The sequence below is a fragment of the Ditibartonella apis genome, assembly GCF_001952075.1.
In the GTDB taxonomy this organism is placed as follows: domain Bacteria; phylum Pseudomonadota; class Alphaproteobacteria; order Rhizobiales; family Rhizobiaceae; genus Bartonella; species Bartonella apis.
This window is the reverse complement of sequence record NZ_LXYU01000003.1, coordinates 167835-186732: the sequence shown is the minus strand read 5'-3', so window position 1 is coordinate 186732 and position 18898 is coordinate 167835. Positions and strand designations below refer to the sequence as shown.

Sequence of the window (18898 nt, the reverse complement as noted above, 5' to 3'; positions counted from 1 at the left end):
GACTTACGAGTTCCTTCACTCAACTGTTCAACATAGAACGTAATGCGCCTCACTGCCGCATGGAAATCGCAAGTCTGTTCATTCCATTCATCAGCGATATGGCAAATGTAAGGTCTGATATTTCTTTGTCACTAAAGACCTTTTTTAATGCCTCGTACGACTCGTCATCGGCGTGGCTTGTCGATATGTTTGTTAACTGCTCTGCCCAGTTCAGTGCTGCCCGTTCTTTTTCAGAATATTGGTCACTCACACGCCATCCGGCCACTTCGGATATGCGGCGCTGTGTTTCGCCATCTTTTAGCAGGGAATTTGTATGGAGATTGAGACAATATGCGCATCCATTGATTTGAGAAACTCTGAGATAGACCAGTTCAATCAATTTTTGTTCGACTACGCTTTTCTCGAGGGCGACTTTCACGGCTCTAAAACCGCTCATCAGCTCCGGCGACAAGTCAAAATATTTCAATCTGAGATTTTTCATATTCTCTTCTCCTTATTCTCATTATTGTCTGAAAAATATATTAATAACGCAGCCGATAAACAAACTATAACATTAAAATTAATCATCATTTTTATGCTTTGAAAAAGTGACATACTAATAATAAATAATATTAATAAAAATATATTTGCGTAATTAATTATTTTGTTCTTTGCGTTAATAATATACGCCAAAGCGATTAATGCCTCTAAAACTGTGACCATCCAGCCAATAACAGGAATCATGTTTTCCGGAGCCCAAGGACACAGAGTCGAGACATGTTTAAAAAATTGGGTCATCGTACCCCATGAAACACCTGTTTCACCAAGATGACCCCAAAAACCAAAACGGTCGAATACAGCCGAAAGATAGCTGATAGCCAAACCGACTTTAGCAAAATATATGCCCCGCCTTTGCGTCGACGATTTGCAAAAGTCAAACATGCTTCACCATTATAAAATTCCAGAAACGAAACAATGTCGCAAAGGCGCTTACTGCGATAGGGACATATCGGAACAATTTGATAGTGACATGTGCATTTCGGTTTCAAACACAAAGAATGCATTTCTATGGGGCGTTCTTCAAAACAAACGTATAATATGTTTCTTATGTTTTCTGACTTGGAGCACTGTCATGGAAATTGTAAATCCACATGCCGCCGATCAGGATATTTATCAACACTTGGCATCGCAAAATAACATAGAGAAAAGTGGCTCCGGCTGGTTGAACAATTTGGCATGTTTTTAGCAGTATTCGTGACGCGTTTATGCAGCATTATTATCTGTGGTCGTATCAACGTAAAACTTGTTCAGGGCTTGTGGTCAAGAAATGAAGGTAGGCATCGGCTTTTATAAAAATTCAGCCATTGGATAAAACCGGCATGAGCCACAGCCACGGCTTCGCCCGCATGAAGATGAACCTCCTTATATTTGACAGAACACCAAAGAATTGACGGATCGTCAAAGTCACTCGAAAAAGATATTGTTCCGCTGTTTTCCCCTGCCTATCAAATAGTGACAACGGCGGCTAAAAGAATACCTGTTCCTCCAAGCGATGCCGATAAACCGGATTGTGATGAGCCGTGATCGCCTCGGCATGATTAACTTCGGTTCAATGCATTAAAACCAAAATCGCGCAGAAAATTCATTCTCATGAATGCCTCAAGTTTTTTCGCTCTTCTGTCGCCGGTTTGACTATCCTATGTTAATAACTATTGATTTCTTTCATCAATTGTTATGAATGATGAGGTTTCCGGGGGCGAGGAAACGAATGTCAAACGAGCTTATAAACATAGACACGACCAGAACAGGCTATCCGCCCAAATCGTCTCGCACAGGAATTGGTGATAGCCTCTACCAACAAATCATTGCATTAATTGATAGAGGTACTTTTAAAATAGGACAGCGCGTTCCCTCGATCAGGGCACTTTCGCTTGAAATGGGAGTTGGTAAAAATACCGTAGAAAGTGTATATAGTCGCCTCATTGGAGATGGTTATCTCGTCTCCAGAGGGCCTGCCGGCACATATGTCGCGAACCACTCCCTCCCCCATGAAAGCGTACACACGAAGACTGCGACCAATTCCTTAAAACATCGGTCGATTTATGCCGAAGGAACGGCCTTCAAAAAGCTCCAGATCGGTTTACCGGCCATTGATTTATTTCCCGCAAAATATTGGAGTGGCCTTTCAAAGCGCAAGATTGCTGAAACGCATAATGCGTTGTTTTATCCTCATTCAACGGGGCTTAAAAAGTTAAAAGAAAGCATCACCCGTTACGTTGGGCTGTCCCGTGGAATCGTTTGCGAACCTGATCAGATCTTCATCAGCAGCGGCTTTCGCGGTGCCTTAAATTTGCTCATGCAAGCGCTTGGTGAACCGAAAGACACAGTATTTTTAGAAGACCCGTGTTTTCCGCCCGCTTTGGATATTGTCAAAAGCTCAGGTGCACATATTGTTGCTGTTCCTGTCGATCATAACGGGATGCAAATTTCCGATGCTTTAAAAAACCATCCCGACGTTAAATTTATTATCGTCACAGCCAATCATCAAAGCCCTCTCGGCTACGTCCTTGGAGATGATAATCGAAATACATTATTAGATTGGTCGGAGAAAAACGGTACATTTATCATAGAAGACGATTACGATAGCGAATTCAGATATGATAACAAACCGCTGCCGGCTCTCGCTAGTCTCAATAACCATAGGAACGCCAATATGATCTATATTGGTAGTTTCAGTAAATTAATTAATCCCGACTTACGGTTAGGCTATTTTATTGTTCCAAAGTATATGATTTCCAAAATCACCGATTTTTATCAAAGATTGATAGATGGATTTCCAATATTAACCCAATCTGTATTATACGAATTTATGGATTCTGGTAATTTTGCCAAACATTTGAACAAAATGAGGGTGAATTATAAAAAAAGACAAATATTTTTGCAAAATGCCTTGAATAGATATGTTTCAGATATATTCCATGTAAAAAATTTCAATCACGGACTTAATACATTATTGCTATTCAAAAATTGCTTTAAATGTAACGATCTTGAATTAATGACAATTGCACAAAAAGAAAATTTTGGAATTGGATGCATTTCAAACCGTCAAATAGAAAGAAGAGATTTGAGCGGATTAATATTATCCTTTTCTAATTTGAAAACCCAAGAAGAGGCCTATAAAATAATCTCGGATTTTAATCAGGTCATCAGACCATATGTCTCTTCCAAATAAATATTTTTATATTTCAACATATGCTCCATTTTTAATTTATTTAAAAAAGTTATTCTGTGTGACGTTTTGTCAAATTGTCGTTGCAATTAAACAGAATTTCGAGACTTTCATCTGTCGAAGCAGCTTTTTTCGAGAATCTTGTGACCTCATGAGAAGCTTTTCAGCCTCTAAAGCGTGGCTTGATAAAAATTCTGTTTCTCCCCGATCATTCATGATTTTCATTCATTTCATGAATGAACAATAATACCTTTTTCGTTTTTGAAAGCTCGGCTATACTTGCTCTCTACAAAAACAGGAAAGGCGCTAGAATGGACATAACACGTCGACAATTTACTATCGCCTGTGGTGCAGCTTTAATGGTTAGCCCGACAATTTCGGCAACTACACAAGCCACAGCTATAAAAAACCCTCCAATCCGTCTTAAAACCGGCCGGATGATCCCGACGCTTGGCATGGGAACATGGACGCTTGCAGCCGGTCAACGCCCTCTCGAACAAGAAGAGGAAGCGCTTACAACCGGTCTCGATCTTGGCATGAATCTGATTGATACCGCCGAGCTTTATAGTTCCGGTAGAGCTGAAGAAATGGTTGGCCGTGTCATCAAGAAGGCCGGAACAAAACCATACGTGGTTTCAAAAGTCATGCCTTCGCACGCAACAAAAGCCGAAGACATTCGCAATGCCTGCAAAAACAGCCTTCAACGCTTGGGATTAAAGCAAATGGATCTTTATCTTTTGCATTGGCGTGGCGGAATTTCAAACCTCAAAACTGTGGTTGATACGTTTGAAGAGTTAAAAAGCGAAGGTGCCATTGTCGATTGGGGCGTTTCCAATTTTTCCGTTAATGACATGAATGATCTTTTCAGCCTTGAGAAAGGCGACCAATGCGCAACCAATCAGGTGGAATATTCACTTGTCGACCGCTCTATCGAAGGTGGCCTTCTCAATTGGTCAAAAAATAACGCTATGCCGATCATGGCCTATTCACCGCTTGGTTCCGGCAAAACCCCGCTTTTGCAAAATGCGGTTTTAAAAGACATTGCGCAAAAACATCATATGACTGCTGCGGCAATCGCAATCGGCTGGACAATCAGAAACAATTTTACCATTTCCATTCCCCAATCAGGTTCGCCCGCACATTGCCGTGAAAACAGCGCCGCACTTTCTCTTCATCTCGATGAAGAAGATCTCGCCCGACTTGATAAGGCTTTCCCGATTTGAGCAAAAAAGGTTTCCCTCTCTGGAGAACAAGGTTCAAGACAAGAAGGTTCAACATGTCTCTTGATCGTCGTTTTATATTAAAATCTGCTTTAGCTCTGTCTCTTGCCGAGATTTTTTCCCTGTCGCAGGCTTTTTCACAAAATACCGAAAATTCAGTGGGGAAGACTTCAAATTCATCCAAAGCGGAAACAGTAAACGATAGCCCCGCAACAAAAACGGAAGCTGATGTCAAAAATCTTAAAATCGGGGTCATTGGCGCCGGCTCGCTTGGCGGAACTGTTGCAACCCTCCTTGTAAAATCCGGCCATTCGGTGATGTTTTCTTCGCGCCATCCGGATGAGTTGCGACGCTTTACAAACCCGCTTGGAGACAAAGCTTCAGTCGGTACACCGCGCCAGGCGGCACAATTTGGTGATGTTATCCTTGTTGCAGTGCCGTTTTCAGCCTGGCCTCAAATCGGCAAAGATTTTGCCGCCGAAATGAAGGGGAAAATTGTTATTGACGCGACAAACCCGCCTTTGTGGGGAGGAGATTTAGAGCCTCTTTCAATCGAAGCAAAGAAAAACGGCGTTGCCGAAACGGTAAAAAAATATGTGCCGGATGTGCGCCTTGTCCGTGCTTTTTCGGCAGTTGACGCTACGGTGATTGAAGATTGTTTCAATAAAAAGATAGAAGCTGTGGGTATGCCGATGGCAAGTGACGATGAAAAAGCATTGGACGTTGTGGCCGAGCTCGTGCGCGAAACCGGTTGCGAACCTGTCATCACCGGCAAACTTGAAACAGCGCATATTTTCGCCCCCGGCGAGCCGGGTTTTCGTGCCCACCTCCCGGCAGATAAATTGCGAAAACGCCTTGGCCTATAATGACAAACAAGCTGCAACATATATTTGAACGTCTGTTCGCGCTAAAAGCGCATGAAACAGTTGCTTTTTTGGGCGGCTTTTTCACGCTTTTTCTCGTCTTTTGCAGCTATTTCATGTTGCGACCGGTGCGTGAAACATTCGGCATTGCCGGTGGTGTCGATCATCTCTCATGGCTTTTTACTGCCACTTTTTGCGCCATGTTTCTCGTTGTGCCCGTTTTCGGCTTTATCAGCCAGAAAATTAAAAAGACCAATCTCTTCATCTATTCGACGCTTTTTTGTAGTCTTATTATGCTCGGCTTTACGCTAAGCCTTTATTACAATAGCGGCAGTGTCTGGGTGGGGCGCGCGTTCTTTGTCTGGGTTTCGGTTTATAACCTGTTTGTTATTTCGCTGACATGGAGCTTTTTGGCCGAGGTTTTTACCAAAGAACAGGCCCAGCGCCTGTTTGGCCCCCTATCAGCAGGCGCAAGTCTTGGCGGCATAACCGGCCCGCTGATAAGTGCATTTATGGTTGAAAAAGTGGGCTATGCGGGACTGCTTTTAATTTCGACAGCGCTGTTTTTATCTACGCTTTTTCTCTGGTTTTTTCTTGTGCACTGGCGAAGTGATTTTGGCCGCGGCAAAGACCTGAAACAAGACAACCCCGGAATGACCGCGTCGGAAAAAGAAAAGAGTGAAACCTATTCCGGCATATGGATTGGCTTGAAACTCATCGTAAAATCGCCTTATCTCCGCCAAATTGCGGTTTATGCTATTTTCACCTCGGCCGGAACCACCTTTCTTTATTATGCGCAGGCGCGCCTTGTTCAGGCTACCTTTACCAATCCCAATGAACAGACACAGTTTTTTTCCATTATGGATACGGTTGTGCAAACCTCTTCCATTCTTATCCAGATGTTCGTTACCGCCCGCATTGCAAAAAAATTCGGCGTGACATTCCTGCTTGTGAGCTTGCCTGTCATGATGGTAATCCTGTTCGGACTACTCGGCATATTCTATTGCTTTCCGATTTTGGCAATCGCGATGATATTGCGGCGTGTGGGAGAATATGCACTTGCCCGCCCTGCCCGTGAAATGCTCTTTTCGGCGGTTGATGAAAATTCGCGTTTCAGTGCAAAAAACGCCATTGATACTTTCGTCTATCGCGGGTCGGATGCATTCTGGGGCTGGGTTGATACGCTTATCCGCAACGTTGTCTCCCCACCAGTCATTATGCTGCTTGCACTTGTTTTATCCTGCATCTGGGCCATTTCCGGAAAGAAAATCGGCAAACGTTACGACGAACTTTAAACCTAAGAGCGCCAGAAAATATTCAACAAGATTGGAAAACTTCTCATAAAGTTATGCCTGAAGGCGGCGGCGAGAATGATGTGCGCGTCTCATTATATCCGGTCATAATATCCAGCCTCATTTTAATATCCGGCCTGATTTTTACTCCCTATCCGGCCTCGTTTTTCAACTGCCGCGATAGGTCGAATAGCTCCACGGGCTTACAAGAAGCGGCACATGATAATGGGCGGTGTTATCGGCTATTGAAAAGCTTATGGTGATTTCATCAAGAAAAGGCGGGTTATCAAGTTTTGCGCCCTGGTTTAAAAAATAGGCTGCCGTGAAAAAGTGCAATTCATATTGCCCTTTTTCCATTGCCTTTTCATCAAGAAGCGGTTTTTCCGTTCGCCCGTCCTGATTGCTCTTTGTCTCAACAAGCAATTTTTTGACAACGGATTGCGTTTTTTCCCCCGCTAAATGCGTTTTTTCGGCCGTGCTAAGGGGGTTGTTTATAGTCCCGTTATTTTCATTTTCCGGAACATTTTCCGCGCAAAGCTTGTAGAGCTGAATTTTAACGCCGCTAGCCGGTTTACCGGATGCTGTATCAAGAATATGGGTTGTCAAACCGGTCATGTTTTATCCCTCGCTGTCGATGAGATCTTCAAGCCGCAAGCGCGCAATGCGGAAGATTTCCGTCAACGCCGTGGCTTTTTCTTCATCTTTATCATTGTTCAAGCGCTTTTTCATATTGGCGAGAATGGAATATTTGTCATGGGCTTTGCCACCATGCCCCCGCACCGCAATGATAAAGGGAAAGGAAAATTTTGCCCGATAGGCTTCATTCAATTTCTGAAATTGATCGAATTCATCTTCACTCAAACGATCAAGCCCTGCCCCTTTTTGTTCTTTTTCCGATTGCGCCGTCAATTTTGATGAACGGGCAAGCTTACCCGCAAGATCGGGGTGAGCCAAAATCAACTTGTCTTTCAACTCTTCCGGAGCTTGCCGGACCGCTTCGACCATGGCTTCATAAAGCGCATCGAGATTTTCAAACGGCCGTTTTCCTGCAACACTTTCCCCCACCCAAGGGGAATGCTCGAAAATACCGCTTAAACAATCAACAAAAGCGGCGGCTGGAAGAGTGTTCAATTGTTCAATTTTCACGGGGTCTTTTTTCCTTAATTTGTTTGCCTGTATTTATGTCTTCTCAATTTTGATATTTTGCTCAATTCGGTTCTTTAAAACGCAAGTTCGCGAAGTCTCTTCGTCATTTGCCAAAATCCGGCAACCGGCTGATTTGCCAAGCCTCGTCTTGATAAAAATATTCTTCAAGATTGTTTTCGACACCACCGCGATCAACCACATAGAAATCGCTTGTCTTGAAAAGTGCAAGAAGCGGAAAATGCCAGACATTTTTATGATAATTAACGCCGACACCTGAAGGGCAATAAAAGGCTTGCGGGGCGGAAGGTTTGCCCCCTTCATCCTTTGCCACAACAACGAGAAACGGATTGTCGCCCGCTGGCAGAAATGCCTGCGAGCCATAAGGGTGACGCTCCATCATATCAATCTCAACAGGAAAGTTGATCGGAAGAGACCGGAAGACATTGATGAGGACGCGGGGCTTTTCCCCCTCCGCTTCAACCTTTGCAAGATCATGAAAACGGGTGGCGCGCCCCTGATTGATCGGGATTATAACCGGATTTTTCTTGAAAGCCGAGCCTCTATTATTTTCTTTAGCCATTTGGTCGGGCGAAATTGTTTCTTCCCTGACGTCGATTACATCGCCAAAAGGAGAAAATTCGGCTTTTCCGATTTTTAAAACGGCAAGCTCGTGCAATTGTTTTTTATGATTTTCCTGCTCGACCATTGTTTTCTGTCCTCCGGTTTTTCTTTAATCTGTTTCAGGCTTATTTGGCCGGATGCACTTTTTGCCAATGGCGGGCAATATCTATGCGCCGTGCAATATAAACCGACTTTTTGGCTGCCACATAATCAAGAAATTTTTCAAGTGCCTTTGCCCGCCCCGGATGGCCAACCAAACGACAATGCAAACCGATCGAAAGCATTTTCGGCGCGCCTTTTTCACCCTCTTCATAAAGAACATCGAAACTGTCTTTCAGATAGTTGAAAAATTGTTCGCCACTGTTGAAACCTTGTGCGGTTGCAAAGCGCATGTCATTGACATCCAATGTATAAGGAATCATGAGAAACGGCTTATCAATGCCTTCTACCCAATAGGGAAGTTCATCAGCATAACTATCTGACGAATAGATAAAGCCGCCCTCTTCCATGGTAAGCCGCAAAGTATTGATCGACGGTTTTCCCTGATAAATTCCATATGGGCGCTCACCCGTTAGTTGTTTCTGGATGCGTACGGCTTCGCGAATGTGAAAACGCTCTTCCTCTTCATCAACATCCTTATATTCAAGCCAACGAAACCCATGGGTGGCAATTTCCCAATCGGCCTCGACCATGGCTTTCGCGACAGCCGGATTAAGCTCCAAAGCCTTGGCCACGGCAAATACCGTAAGCTTCATATTTCTTTCGGTAAAAAGCCGGTAAAGCCGCCAGAAGCCGACACGCGCACCATATTCATACAAGGATTCAATATTGAGATTGCGCTGCCCTTCCCAAGGAACTGCGCCAACAATTTCGGATAATAAATGTTCGGAGGCTTTGTCGCCATGAAGGATATTGCTCTCTCCCCCTTCTTCATAATTGATGACAAATTGTACCGCAATTTTTGCCCCGCCCGGCCATTCCGGGTCCGGCGGGTTCGGCCCATAGCCATAAAATTCGCGGGCGCGATAGTCTTTTAGTGATTGCATGGATTTTCTTCCCCAAACAACAAAATTGAAATCACTGTCCGGAAAACACTTAGGTTTAAAACCGTATGGAATGTCCGTTGCTGAAAATATGAAAAGCAAAAGCCATGCCACTTAACTTTTGAACAATAATAACGCCGACATTTCAGGAAAAACTTTTGTGCGTGTTTTTCCTTTCCGGCAGTGCTTTTTTATGAGAACTTAATGTCCTTCCGGCGTTTCACTTGATTGTCGGAGCCTCGCTTAATTGCGGCGCACCGCACTGATTGTTTCCGTCCCTTTATTTAACCTCCCACAAAATCAATAATATTGAACAAGCGATGAACTAACTAAAAATAAAAAATAAAACGGAAAACGAGCAAAATAGAAACCTATTTATACGTGCTGACCAACGCGTTATGCTTGAAATAACAGCAAATTATATTTGATTTTGCCTAATTTTTAATCTTGACAATTTTTTGCCTTATATTTACCCTCTCAACCACCGGCATAAAGCGTATTGCAGATCGATCGGGTCGATCCGGACAGAAAGTGTCATCCCCGTTTTAAACCGGCAGCCAAGGTTCTTTTAAAAAGCCGGAGCTTGTTCCTTGGGCTGTCTTTGATGGGGAATAGACATGCCAGAAAATAGCGAAATAAATCTTGCCAAGCTTGAGCGGCAGGCAAAATATGATCTTGAATGTTTGAACTACCCTGCCCGTCAATGGGTAAAGCCGAAGACTTATCGCGGCAATCCGGTGAAGGATGTTGTGATTATTGGCGGCGGACAAAGCGGTTTGACATTGGCGCTACAATTGCGGCGGGAAAGCGTTACAAACATTGCCATTCTGGATAAAAATGAAGCCGGTTTTGAAGGGCCGTGGCGCACTTACGCCCGTATGCACACATTGCGCACGCCGAAATATGTGACAGGACCCGATCTCGACATTGGCAGTTTGACAGTGCGTGCCTGGTGGGAAGCGCGTTTCGGGCACAAATCCTGGGAAGAGCTTTATAAAATCCCGACCAATCTTTGGGCGGAATATCTCGACTGGCTGAAAAAAGTCACCCATATAGAGGTGACAAACCGGACAGTTGTAACCGATATAGAGCCGGTGCAAGATGATGTTTTTGCAGTTCATATCGAAAGAAACGGCAAAGCCGATATAATCTATACGCGCCTTGTGGTTTTAGCGACCGGTATTGAGGGAAGCGGCCAGTGGATTGTGCCGGATATGTTCAAGGATAATCTTGACAAGAAAGTTTATGCACACACGGCCGAAGCAATTAATTTTGACAAACTTGCCGGCAAGCGTGTTGCCGTTGTGGGTGGTGGCTCGTCTTCTTTCGACAATAGTGCCACAGCTTTGGAACACGGTGCAAAATCGGTAACGCATTTTGTCAGACGTTCCGTTTTACCGACAGTCAACCCTTACCGTTTTATGGAATATAGCGGGTTTTTGCGCCATTTTGCCGATCTTGATGACAACAAGAAATGGCAGTTCATGAAATATCTCTTTGATGTCAACCAGCCGCCAACACAGGATTCCTATTTGCGGTGCACAAAATTCGATAATTACGAATTGAAACTTGCAAGCCCTATTAAAAGCTGCCGGATGGATGGGGAAAAGCTTGTTCTTGTCACACCGCATGAAAGTGATGAATTCGATTTTCTGATTGTCGGCACAGGCTTGATTATCGACCTTAAAACGCGGCCGGAAATTGCCCGTTTTGCCGATAAAATCGAAACATGGGGCGACCATTTTACCCCGCCAGCGGGCGAAGAACATGCGGTGATTGCAAGCTGCCCTTATCTTGGGCCAAACTTCCAGTTTCAGGAAAAGGTGAAAGGGGATGCGCCATATCTTAATCGCATTTTCACCTACACTTTTGCCGGTATGCCAAGCCTTGCCGCATCGGCGGGAATTTCGGCTTTGAAATTCGGCGTGAGAAGACTTGCCTATGGGGTGAGCAGTGAATTGTTCTGCGAAGATGCCGATTATCACTATGATCTTTTGAGAGCATTTGACGAGAAGGAACTGACAGCACCCCAACCGGTTGCCATGGGGAAAGCAGGTTAAAAGCCATTCGGGTGAACGGTTAATTGGCGATTGTCAAAACCGGCTTTGCCCGACAAGCAGGATTTTTCATATTCCTTTCACGATCATCGAGAATCGCGCCCTTTGTGGCGCGATTTTTATGTTTTCCTGTTTGATTTTTTAAGCCCTGATTTCACTGTTTCTCCTCTGAAAAACTGAAAGCAGTATTAAGAGAATTTAGATCAACCCGTGCGAATTTTAAGAACGCTTAATAAAAGCGCAGAGGCTGCACGAGAGCCGGTCAATAGTGTTTTTTCAAGTCATTGAATTTATTTATACTTTTTATTCTTTCATCATTTCTTACCAAAAATTGCATAAAATTTAATCAATAAATAAAAACGCCTAATTTTTAGGTTTTTTCTCTTGTTTTCACTTGTTGTTCGTGTAAATCTTGAGGTGTCGGAAATAAAACCGGTGTTCTTTTTTGAAGAAGACAAAGTTAGAGCTTTAAAGAGAAAGAATAAGGTTTTCCGGCAAATACAGGATGACACTACAGGTTAAAAAATACGCTTGGTTTCGTAAGTTGAATGTCTATACGCCGCCTTTCTTGTGCTGATTATCCGGTTTTTTGAAAACGGATAATACCCGACAGCACAAATGGCAAAACCGGAATTTGTTCATAATGCCCGTTCGGTTTTTCGGGGTTTTCAAAAAACCGGAATGCTTTTTAAGCGGGAGAGGAAAAGTTCATGCAGGTAAAATGTCGAAACAACAGCGACAATGCTTTTTATTCCTTTCCTCGCAACGGTTCTTCAAGTGACCGGACTTCTTACCTCAAAGGCAAAATGAAAATTGCAACTTCAAAAATACTGCGCTTCGAAAGGGCGGAAATAAAAAACTTTATTCGCAAGCAATTCAAACAAGCATTTTCTACTTTTAAACAAGCTTTTCCGATTGCGACTTTTTCGGCCGCCAAAGTTGCTTTTAAAAGTCTTTTTCTAAGAAGACTTCTTTCGGCCAGTTTTCTTTCATCAAGCCTTCTTTCGGCTAATCTTCTTTGTGGGAGTTTAGCACTTCTGTTATGTCCGCAAACGCTTGAGGCCAAAGAGGTTCAAAAAGCCCCTGACAAAGTGCGTTTTCAACTCGACTGGTTACCCGGTGGCGATAAAACCGCCATTTATGTTTGTGTGAACAAAGGGTTTTGCCAATCCGAAGGGCTTGATGTTGCGATTGAACCCGGGCGTGGCGGCAATGACGCGATTACCCGCATTGCTGCCGGAGTGAGCGATGTGGGAGCAGCCGACATCACCGCGCTTATGGCCGCGCGTGTAAGCGCAAATGTGAAGGTGAGCGCGGTTATGTCGATCTTCAACAAAACACCACATGCGTTTTATGTGCTTTCCGATAGCCCCATTCACAAAATCGCCGATATAAAGGGCAAAGCCGTCGCCACCTCGCCTTTTACCGCTTCCAATCTTTTCCTGCCGCCTTTCCTGAAGACGCAAAATTTATCCATGGATGATATTGCGCTTACAAGGGTCGACTCCGGTGCTTTGGGGCCAATGTTGATAACCGGAAAGACCGATGTAATTATTGCGTGGCTCACCGACTACACGCGTTACGAAGAACAGGCGAGAATTGCGCATAAAGAAATCAGAGCCTTTCCGTGGGTGGAAAGCGGACTTGATCTTTATGGCAGTTCGCTGATTGCCTCAGACAAATTCATTTCCGAACGGCCCGAAGTTCTGACCCGCTTTATCAATGCCTATCGCCAATCAATCATATTCATGCATGAACATCCCGATGAAGCGGTCGATGCGGTGATGGAAAGTGTTCCCGAACTTGATCGCCAGAGCGTTAAAGGGTCGCTTCAGGATACATTGAAGCTCATTTACAATGACGAAACAGATCAATACGGCCTTGGCACTTTCCGTCGCGACAAACTTCAACGTACATGGCAAAAAACTGCCGAAGCTTTAAACCTCGACCCGAATGCGGTGACCGCTGAAAGTGCCGTTAAAACCGGTTTTTCCGAAAATCTGGAGGGCTTCAAATGACAACAAGCCAATTGCAACCCATAGAAATGAAATCAAGCAATGCGATTTCTCCCCCCTCTATCCGCTTTGAAGGACTAAGCCAGTTTTTCACGACATCGACAGGGCGAACACAAGCCCTCCACAATATTAGTTTCGATGTTCGCTATCACGAATTTCTTGCGGTATTGGGGCCTTCCGGTTGTGGCAAATCCACGCTTTTGCGGTTGATTGCCGGACTCTTGAAACCGACACAGGGCAAGGTGGAAGTTTTCGGTATGCCGGTCAAGGAGCCGCGCGAAGATGTCGGCATTGTTTTCCAGCGCCCGACATTGCTGCCATGGCTCAATATTGTGGACAATATTACTTTTCCGATCAAACACAAATTCGGCAAGGTCAATTCCGCCGATATTGATAAAGCCCACGAACTTGTGCGTATGATCGGCCTTACCGGTTTTGAAAAACGTATGCCGGAAGAATTGTCGGGCGGTATGCAGCAGCGTGTCGGCATTGCCCGCGCGCTTCATCTCGACCCCGATATTTTGTTGATGGACGAACCGTTTTCCGCCCTTGATGCGCTAACCCGCGATGAAATGGGTTTTGAACTTTTAAGAATTTTTGCCGACCGGCCGAAAACCGTGATGTTCATTACCCATTCTGTCAATGAAGCTGCCATTCTTGCCGACCGTGTGCTGGTTCTCGCCGGCCGGCCGGGAACTGTTTTAACCGAACTCGACGTGCCGCTCGGACGGCCGCGCAATGCCGAAACTGCAAACCAAAAGGTGGTCCATGACTTCGCTCACACCCTCAGAAACCTCCTCATCAAGCCAAAGCTCGCTTAAGAGGAAGAAGATAAAGCTGTTTCACCTCTCCTCGCTGCTCTCTGGCTTACCGGCAGTGTTGCTGATTGTGGCTATTCTTGTGATCTGGCAATTGGCGGCGGTGTTTTTTGCCATTCCTTCTTTCATTTTACCGGCGCCGGTTGAAATTTTCAAAGCTTTCCATGTGATTGATGGATCGCGTTGGGCTGTTCATATATTTGCAACCTTGCGGGTAGCACTACTCGGCTTCTTCGTATCCATTCTGATTGCTTTACCGCTTGCTGTCTGTCTTATCCGCTCGCCGCTTTTATCGAAAACGGTTTATCCGTTATTGGTCATTATCCAGTCGACACCGGTTGTCGCCATTGCGCCGATTGTCATTGTCGCCTTCGGTTCGGGTGACTTTCCGCGTATTCTCATCACCTTTCTTATTTCGTTTTTTCCGCTGGTTATTGCCACTTCGACAGGGCTTCTTTCTACACCGCCCGAATTGATCGAGCTGTCAAAATCACTCCGCGCACCGGTTCGCCGTGAAATATTGCAAATCCGCCTACCTTATGCCGTGCCCTATATTTTCTCGGCCTTGAAAATTTCCATTACTTTATGCGTCATCGGTGCGGTTGTTGCCGAATTTGTTTCGGCCGATAAGGGCATAGGTTTCTTCCTCCAGCTTTCCACTTCAATTTATAAAATACCGCAAGCCTGGGCGGGGCTTTTTGTGTTGGCAGCCATGTCGCTTATCTTGTTCCAACTTGTTATTCTTACCCAGAAGCTTCTCTTCCCGTGGAGTATCAAAAAGGGTTGAAAATAAAAAAGCTCCAAAACTTAAAAAACGGACAAGGGGGACTTCAACATTTTGCAACACCGTTTGATGAAATATCTTGACGAGGTAGCGCGTTCCGGCTCGATACGGAGTGCCGCACAAAAGCTTCATGTTGCCGCTTCTGCCATCCAGCGGCAAATAAAGCTCTTTGAAGAAGAAATCGGCACACCGGTTTTTTCCCGCAGCCATAAGGGGCTCGAACTCACGGCCACCGGCGAACTGGTGCTTGGCCATATCCGCGAAACAATGCGCAATGAAGAGCGGATGTTGAGCGAGATAAAGGCTCTGAACGGCGTTATCCGCCAGAATTTGACAATTGTTTGCGAAGAAAATCTCGCTAGCACCCTTCTTTTTTCGGCAATTGTCGACTTCCAGAAAAACCACAAATCCACCAAAATCAACGTGTTGACCGCGCAAAATGAAGATGTGCAAAATGTGCTTCTTGATGGCAAAGCCGATCTTGCTTTGGCTTATGACATTGAAAAGCAGCCCCGTTTTGCCATTGATAAAGAGGTGAAATGCCCGCTTGGGCTTTTTCTTCGTAAAGGTCATAGTCTCGAAAAACGCTTGCAAGGAAAAAACAAAGTCAATCTTGCCGAAATGATTGGCGAAGCTTTGGTGCTTCCCGAAAAAGGCACAAAATTGAAATCGCTCATCGAAACGCTTGGGCCTCCGCTTGTGACCGCCGTTCCGATTGTCGAAACATCATCCATCCCATTGATTGTTCAACTCGTTGCAACCGGAAACTATGTTTCCATTTTAAGCCGCACAGAATTGCCGGAAGGGTTTGATAATGAATTTCTCTTCATCCCCGTTATTACCCATCCGGCCTATCGCATTTTGACATTGTTCCACCAGACAAACCGCGCGTTAAAACCGGTTGAACAACAGTTTCAACATGTATTGACCGGAAAAATGAAAGAAAGTCTTATCCGACGCAATCAAAGCTTTTCCGGAGAAGAAAATCAAACAGATTGAATATTATGAAATCTGTTTGCGATCGCCTAAAAGAAGTTAAAAGATCATCTGATAAATTTTTAAAAACTCTGGCAGACGAGACAGGCAAAACAACGATAAATCGGAATAAAACATCCAAGCGGTTTTAAAAGCTTTTTGACGAGAAAAATTTTTTGAAAAAGCTTTCACAAAAGAGGAGACAACAATTCGATGAATGAGAAAGACTATTATTTTCCGCTTGGCGGATTACAACCACGTTCCGAACTTTTAAGCAGCAAAGCCACCTTCAAAGACGCTTATATGGTGATGCCCGCTTCTGTCATGTCCGATATTGTAACAAGCCAATTGCCGTTTTTTATAAAATCCCGCTTCTGGGTTTTGGCGCGCCCGATGACAGGTTTTTCAGAAACATTTTCCCAATATATAGGCGAAATCGAACCTTCGGGCGGGTCAGAACGTCCAGAAAATGACAAGCGTGCGGAAGCCGTTTTCTTTGTGACTGATGGTGCACTCACCATCGTCCTTGAAGGCGAAAAACATGTTCTTCACAAAGGTGGCTTTGCCTATCTTCCTGCCGGTCACGATTATCAATTATTCAATGAAGCAAAAACCACCGCGCGCTTTCACTGGATCCGCAAGGCTTATGAAAAAGTGGAAGGGCTTGATAAACCTGATGCAATCTTTTCTTCCGACCAGCAAATAACGCCTGCCGAAATGAAAGGCCATGAGGGTGTATGGATGACAAGCCGTTTCATGGATATGAACGACATGCGCCATGACATGAATGTTGCCATTGTCACCTTTATGCCGGGTGCCCATATTCCTTTCATGGAAACCCACGTTATGGAACACGGGCTTTATGTCTTGCAAGGCAAAGGCGTTTATCGGCTGAATGATGATTGGGTGGAAGTCGAAAAAGGCGATTTTATGTGGTTGCGCGCATTTTGCCCGCAAGCCTGCTATGCGGGCGGCCCCGAACCATTCCGTTATCTCCTCTATAAAGATATAAACCGGCACGCAAAACTCTGGTAAGGCGAAACTCTCGTGCAACTTTGCAAAGTCGAAACTTTAGTAACGCGATACTTGGTGAGGCAAAATTTTAGTGGGGCAAAGCTTTGCTCATATTTTAAAAGCGGAAGTTTTGAATAGCAAACAGCCTTAAAGCCGTCCATGCTTTAGAATGCTCCTCATCGTCGTGAGGATTTTGTCGCATTTGTTCGTCAAGCTTTTGGCGGCATTCTGCCGCCCTTCTCGCGCCAGAACCAAGCCCGCTCTATTCATGTTTCTTTTGCGTTTTCCCTATTGTTAAACCCGCCTCTCCCGACACAAGGAAAACTATGTTTGGAGTGAGCAGAAAATAGACACGAAAATTCCACGATAATCAAACTTTTGTCAGTTGCTGTTTTAAATCTCTATAGTGGCGTATAAGAATAATGATCTGAAAACACATTCTGATAAGGCAATTTTTATGGCTGAAACACTCATCCAATGTTTTGACGGGCACAATGACATTCTCTCCAAAATCCGCGACGAGAAAAACCTTGACCCTTCGGCTTTTATCAACGGTTTTGAAAGCGCAGAACTTGACCTGCCAAAGGCTGAAAAAGGCGGCCTTATTGGCGGGCTTTGTGCGGTTTATCCGCCATCGGTTGATCTTCAGCCCGATAAAAACGGTGTCTATCCCGAATTATTGTTAAAAGATGCAACAAAGCCGACCATGGAAATGGCAAAGCTTCTCCATGATATTGAAAAGCTGAAACCCGACCGTTTCAAAATTTGCAAAACCGCGCGCGATATTAAAGACGCAATCAAGGAGCACCAATTTGCTGCGGTTTTTCATATTGAAGGTGCGGAAGCCATTGGCGAAAATCTGGAAGAGCTTGCCCGCCTTTATCAGGATGGATTGCGCAGCCTCGGTCCTGTCTGGAGCAGACCCAATATATTCGGTTTCGGTGTTCCCTTTAAATATAACTCGACCGGCGATATCGGACCGGGCTTGACAGAAACCGGCAAAAAACTCGTTCGCGAATGTAACAAGCTCGGCATAATGGTTGATCTTTCGCATATGAACGAAAAAGGCTTCTGGGACATTGCAAAATTGAGCGACGCACCGCTTGTTGCTTCCCATTCCAACGCCTATCACTTGAGCCATCAAAGCCGTAACCTCACCGATGAGCAATTGCGCGCTATCGGAAAAAGCAAGGGGCTGGTCGGCATTAATTTCGGTGTCAAATTCCTGCGCGAAGATGGCGAACGCAACCGCGATACACCGCTTAAAACCATTATCAACCACATGCGCTATATTGTCGATATTGTCGGCGTGGAACATGTCGGCCTCGGTTCGGATTTCGATGGCACAACAATTCCGAATGAATTGCATGATTGTTCACAATTGCCGAAGCTCGTCGCCGAAATGGAAAAATCCGGTTTCAACCATGACGAGATCGAGAAAATCACCTCGAAAAACTGGATCTCGGTTCTGGAAAGGACATGGGGCGAATAAAGCTTTTTAAAATGCCAATGCATTCGGCCAGTTAATAGCATTGGCTAAATATGTTTTTGCTATTTACGGCATAAAGAAAAAGACAAAAGACAACACTGGTACGTGAACCGGCTTTGCCTGCATTGAAAAACCAACGCGCATGAAAAAGCTACCGTTTTAACGGGAATATTTTTGTCTCACCAAAGTTCCGGCGAAGATACATTTTCCTTTAGCAATCTTGAGGCTCACAACACTCGCCCCGTTCAGGAAAAGAATTTTTCCAGCATAGCTTTCAAAGCCCATTGTGGCAAATCTTTCCGGATGAATTCAACGTGCCCTTTATCCCTATGCAACACGACCGAATAAGTGCA

Annotated in this window: 17 protein-coding genes; 11 read left to right on the top strand and 6 right to left on the bottom strand. The window is 44.7% G+C overall.

The window, feature by feature from the left end:
* Nucleotides 1-49 precede the first annotated feature (49 nt).
* The gene (locus tag PEB0122_RS07730; protein WP_075868962.1) at nucleotides 50-481 is read right to left on the bottom strand and encodes a carboxymuconolactone decarboxylase family protein; all 432 of its coding nucleotides are present in this window, start codon (nucleotides 479-481) and stop codon (nucleotides 50-52) included.
* Nucleotides 478-921 carry a hypothetical protein gene (locus tag PEB0122_RS07725; RefSeq protein ID WP_075916545.1) on the bottom strand — a complete coding sequence of 148 codons (444 nt, stop codon included), beginning with the start codon at nucleotides 919-921 and terminating at the stop codon, nucleotides 478-480. The genes PEB0122_RS07730 and PEB0122_RS07725 overlap by 4 nt, the downstream gene beginning before the upstream one ends.
* 826 nt (nucleotides 922-1747) lie before the next feature.
* On the opposite strand from PEB0122_RS07725, the gene pdxR reads away from it, so the two are divergent.
* From pdxR to PEB0122_RS07700, 4 genes are all read left to right on the top strand, one after another.
* A complete protein-coding gene (gene pdxR / locus PEB0122_RS07715) occupies nucleotides 1748-3211 on the top strand; it encodes a MocR-like pyridoxine biosynthesis transcription factor PdxR (RefSeq protein WP_075916541.1) in 1464 nt (487 codons plus the stop codon).
* A 308-nt stretch (nucleotides 3212-3519) separates the two neighbouring features.
* A complete protein-coding gene (locus tag PEB0122_RS07710; protein ID WP_198935998.1) occupies nucleotides 3520-4431 on the top strand; it encodes an aldo/keto reductase in 912 nt (303 codons plus the stop codon).
* Nucleotides 4432-4484: 53 nt separating this feature from the next.
* On the top strand, nucleotides 4485-5294 hold the full coding sequence (locus PEB0122_RS07705; RefSeq protein ID WP_075916539.1) for an NADPH-dependent F420 reductase: 810 nt from the start codon (nucleotides 4485-4487) through the stop codon (nucleotides 5292-5294).
* Complete coding sequence (locus tag PEB0122_RS07700) at nucleotides 5294-6586, top strand: NTP/NDP exchange transporter (RefSeq protein WP_075916537.1); 1293 nt, start codon at nucleotides 5294-5296, stop codon at nucleotides 6584-6586. The genes PEB0122_RS07705 and PEB0122_RS07700 overlap by 1 nt, the downstream gene beginning before the upstream one ends.
* A gap of 165 nt (nucleotides 6587-6751) precedes the next feature.
* On the opposite strand, the gene uraH is transcribed toward PEB0122_RS07700, so the two are convergent.
* The 4 genes from uraH to puuE all read right to left on the bottom strand — a co-directional run bounded on the left by uraH (nucleotide 6752) and on the right by puuE (nucleotide 9396).
* The gene (uraH, locus tag PEB0122_RS07695) at nucleotides 6752-7198 is read right to left on the bottom strand and encodes a hydroxyisourate hydrolase (protein ID WP_075916535.1); all 447 of its coding nucleotides are present in this window, start codon (nucleotides 7196-7198) and stop codon (nucleotides 6752-6754) included.
* Between the two features lie 3 nt (nucleotides 7199-7201).
* A complete protein-coding gene (gene uraD / locus PEB0122_RS07690) occupies nucleotides 7202-7729 on the bottom strand; it encodes a 2-oxo-4-hydroxy-4-carboxy-5-ureidoimidazoline decarboxylase (RefSeq protein WP_075916533.1) in 528 nt (175 codons plus the stop codon).
* 103 nt (nucleotides 7730-7832) lie between these two features.
* Complete coding sequence (locus PEB0122_RS07685; RefSeq protein ID WP_075916531.1) at nucleotides 7833-8435, bottom strand: ureidoglycolate lyase; 603 nt, start codon at nucleotides 8433-8435, stop codon at nucleotides 7833-7835.
* A 40-nt stretch (nucleotides 8436-8475) separates the two neighbouring features.
* Nucleotides 8476-9396, bottom strand: a complete 921-nt coding sequence (puuE, locus tag PEB0122_RS07680; protein WP_075916529.1) for an allantoinase PuuE — start codon at nucleotides 9394-9396, stop codon at nucleotides 8476-8478.
* A gap of 614 nt (nucleotides 9397-10010) precedes the next feature.
* Here puuE and PEB0122_RS07675 point away from each other — a divergent pair.
* From PEB0122_RS07675 to PEB0122_RS07645, 7 genes are all read left to right on the top strand, one after another.
* Complete coding sequence (locus PEB0122_RS07675) at nucleotides 10011-11453, top strand: FAD-dependent oxidoreductase (protein ID WP_075868973.1); 1443 nt, start codon at nucleotides 10011-10013, stop codon at nucleotides 11451-11453.
* 707 nt (nucleotides 11454-12160) lie between these two features.
* Nucleotides 12161-13468 (top strand): ABC transporter substrate-binding protein, encoded by a 1308-nt coding sequence (locus PEB0122_RS07670; RefSeq protein WP_225867830.1) that lies wholly within the window; start codon nucleotides 12161-12163, stop codon nucleotides 13466-13468.
* A gap of 44 nt (nucleotides 13469-13512) precedes the next feature.
* Nucleotides 13513-14286 (top strand): ABC transporter ATP-binding protein, encoded by a 774-nt coding sequence (locus PEB0122_RS07665; protein ID WP_075869848.1) that lies wholly within the window; start codon nucleotides 13513-13515, stop codon nucleotides 14284-14286.
* On the top strand, nucleotides 14234-15070 hold the full coding sequence (locus tag PEB0122_RS07660) for an ABC transporter permease (protein ID WP_075868974.1): 837 nt from the start codon (nucleotides 14234-14236) through the stop codon (nucleotides 15068-15070). Before PEB0122_RS07665 ends, PEB0122_RS07660 begins: the two co-directional genes overlap by 53 nt.
* A 51-nt stretch (nucleotides 15071-15121) precedes the next feature.
* Nucleotides 15122-16066 (top strand): LysR family transcriptional regulator, encoded by a 945-nt coding sequence (locus PEB0122_RS07655; RefSeq protein ID WP_143238465.1) that lies wholly within the window; start codon nucleotides 15122-15124, stop codon nucleotides 16064-16066.
* Nucleotides 16067-16255: 189 nt separating this feature from the next.
* Nucleotides 16256-17077 (top strand): bifunctional allantoicase/(S)-ureidoglycine aminohydrolase, encoded by an 822-nt coding sequence (locus tag PEB0122_RS07650; protein ID WP_075868976.1) that lies wholly within the window; start codon nucleotides 16256-16258, stop codon nucleotides 17075-17077.
* A gap of 436 nt (nucleotides 17078-17513) precedes the next feature.
* Nucleotides 17514-18548 carry a dipeptidase gene (locus PEB0122_RS07645; protein WP_075916859.1) on the top strand — a complete coding sequence of 345 codons (1035 nt, stop codon included), beginning with the start codon at nucleotides 17514-17516 and terminating at the stop codon, nucleotides 18546-18548.
* The last annotated feature ends 350 nt before the right edge of the window (nucleotides 18549-18898 follow it).

What these genes read in the sequence shown, in the direction of transcription:
- PEB0122_RS07730 (WP_075868962.1), bottom strand. Translation starts at nt 481, where the DNA reads ATGAAAAATCTCAGATTGAAATATTTTGACTTGTCGCCGGAGCTGATG.
- PEB0122_RS07725 (WP_075916545.1), bottom strand. Translation starts at nt 921, where the DNA reads ATGTTTGACTTTTGCAAATCGTCGACGCAAAGGCGGGGCATATATTTT.
- pdxR (WP_075916541.1), top strand. Translation starts at nt 1,748, where the DNA reads ATGTCAAACGAGCTTATAAACATAGACACGACCAGAACAGGCTATCCG.
- PEB0122_RS07710 (WP_198935998.1), top strand. Translation starts at nt 3,520, where the DNA reads ATGGACATAACACGTCGACAATTTACTATCGCCTGTGGTGCAGCTTTA.
- PEB0122_RS07705 (WP_075916539.1), top strand. Translation starts at nt 4,485, where the DNA reads ATGTCTCTTGATCGTCGTTTTATATTAAAATCTGCTTTAGCTCTGTCT.
- PEB0122_RS07700 (WP_075916537.1), top strand. Translation starts at nt 5,294, where the DNA reads ATGACAAACAAGCTGCAACATATATTTGAACGTCTGTTCGCGCTAAAA.
- uraH (WP_075916535.1), bottom strand. Translation starts at nt 7,198, where the DNA reads ATGACCGGTTTGACAACCCATATTCTTGATACAGCATCCGGTAAACCG.
- PEB0122_RS07685 (WP_075916531.1), bottom strand. Translation starts at nt 8,435, where the DNA reads ATGGTCGAGCAGGAAAATCATAAAAAACAATTGCACGAGCTTGCCGTT.
- puuE (WP_075916529.1), bottom strand. Translation starts at nt 9,396, where the DNA reads ATGCAATCACTAAAAGACTATCGCGCCCGCGAATTTTATGGCTATGGG.
- PEB0122_RS07675 (WP_075868973.1), top strand. Translation starts at nt 10,011, where the DNA reads ATGCCAGAAAATAGCGAAATAAATCTTGCCAAGCTTGAGCGGCAGGCA.
- PEB0122_RS07670 (WP_225867830.1), top strand. Translation starts at nt 12,161, where the DNA reads ATGCAGGTAAAATGTCGAAACAACAGCGACAATGCTTTTTATTCCTTT.
- PEB0122_RS07660 (WP_075868974.1), top strand. Translation starts at nt 14,234, where the DNA reads ATGACTTCGCTCACACCCTCAGAAACCTCCTCATCAAGCCAAAGCTCG.
- PEB0122_RS07650 (WP_075868976.1), top strand. Translation starts at nt 16,256, where the DNA reads ATGAATGAGAAAGACTATTATTTTCCGCTTGGCGGATTACAACCACGT.
- PEB0122_RS07645 (WP_075916859.1), top strand. Translation starts at nt 17,514, where the DNA reads ATGGCTGAAACACTCATCCAATGTTTTGACGGGCACAATGACATTCTC.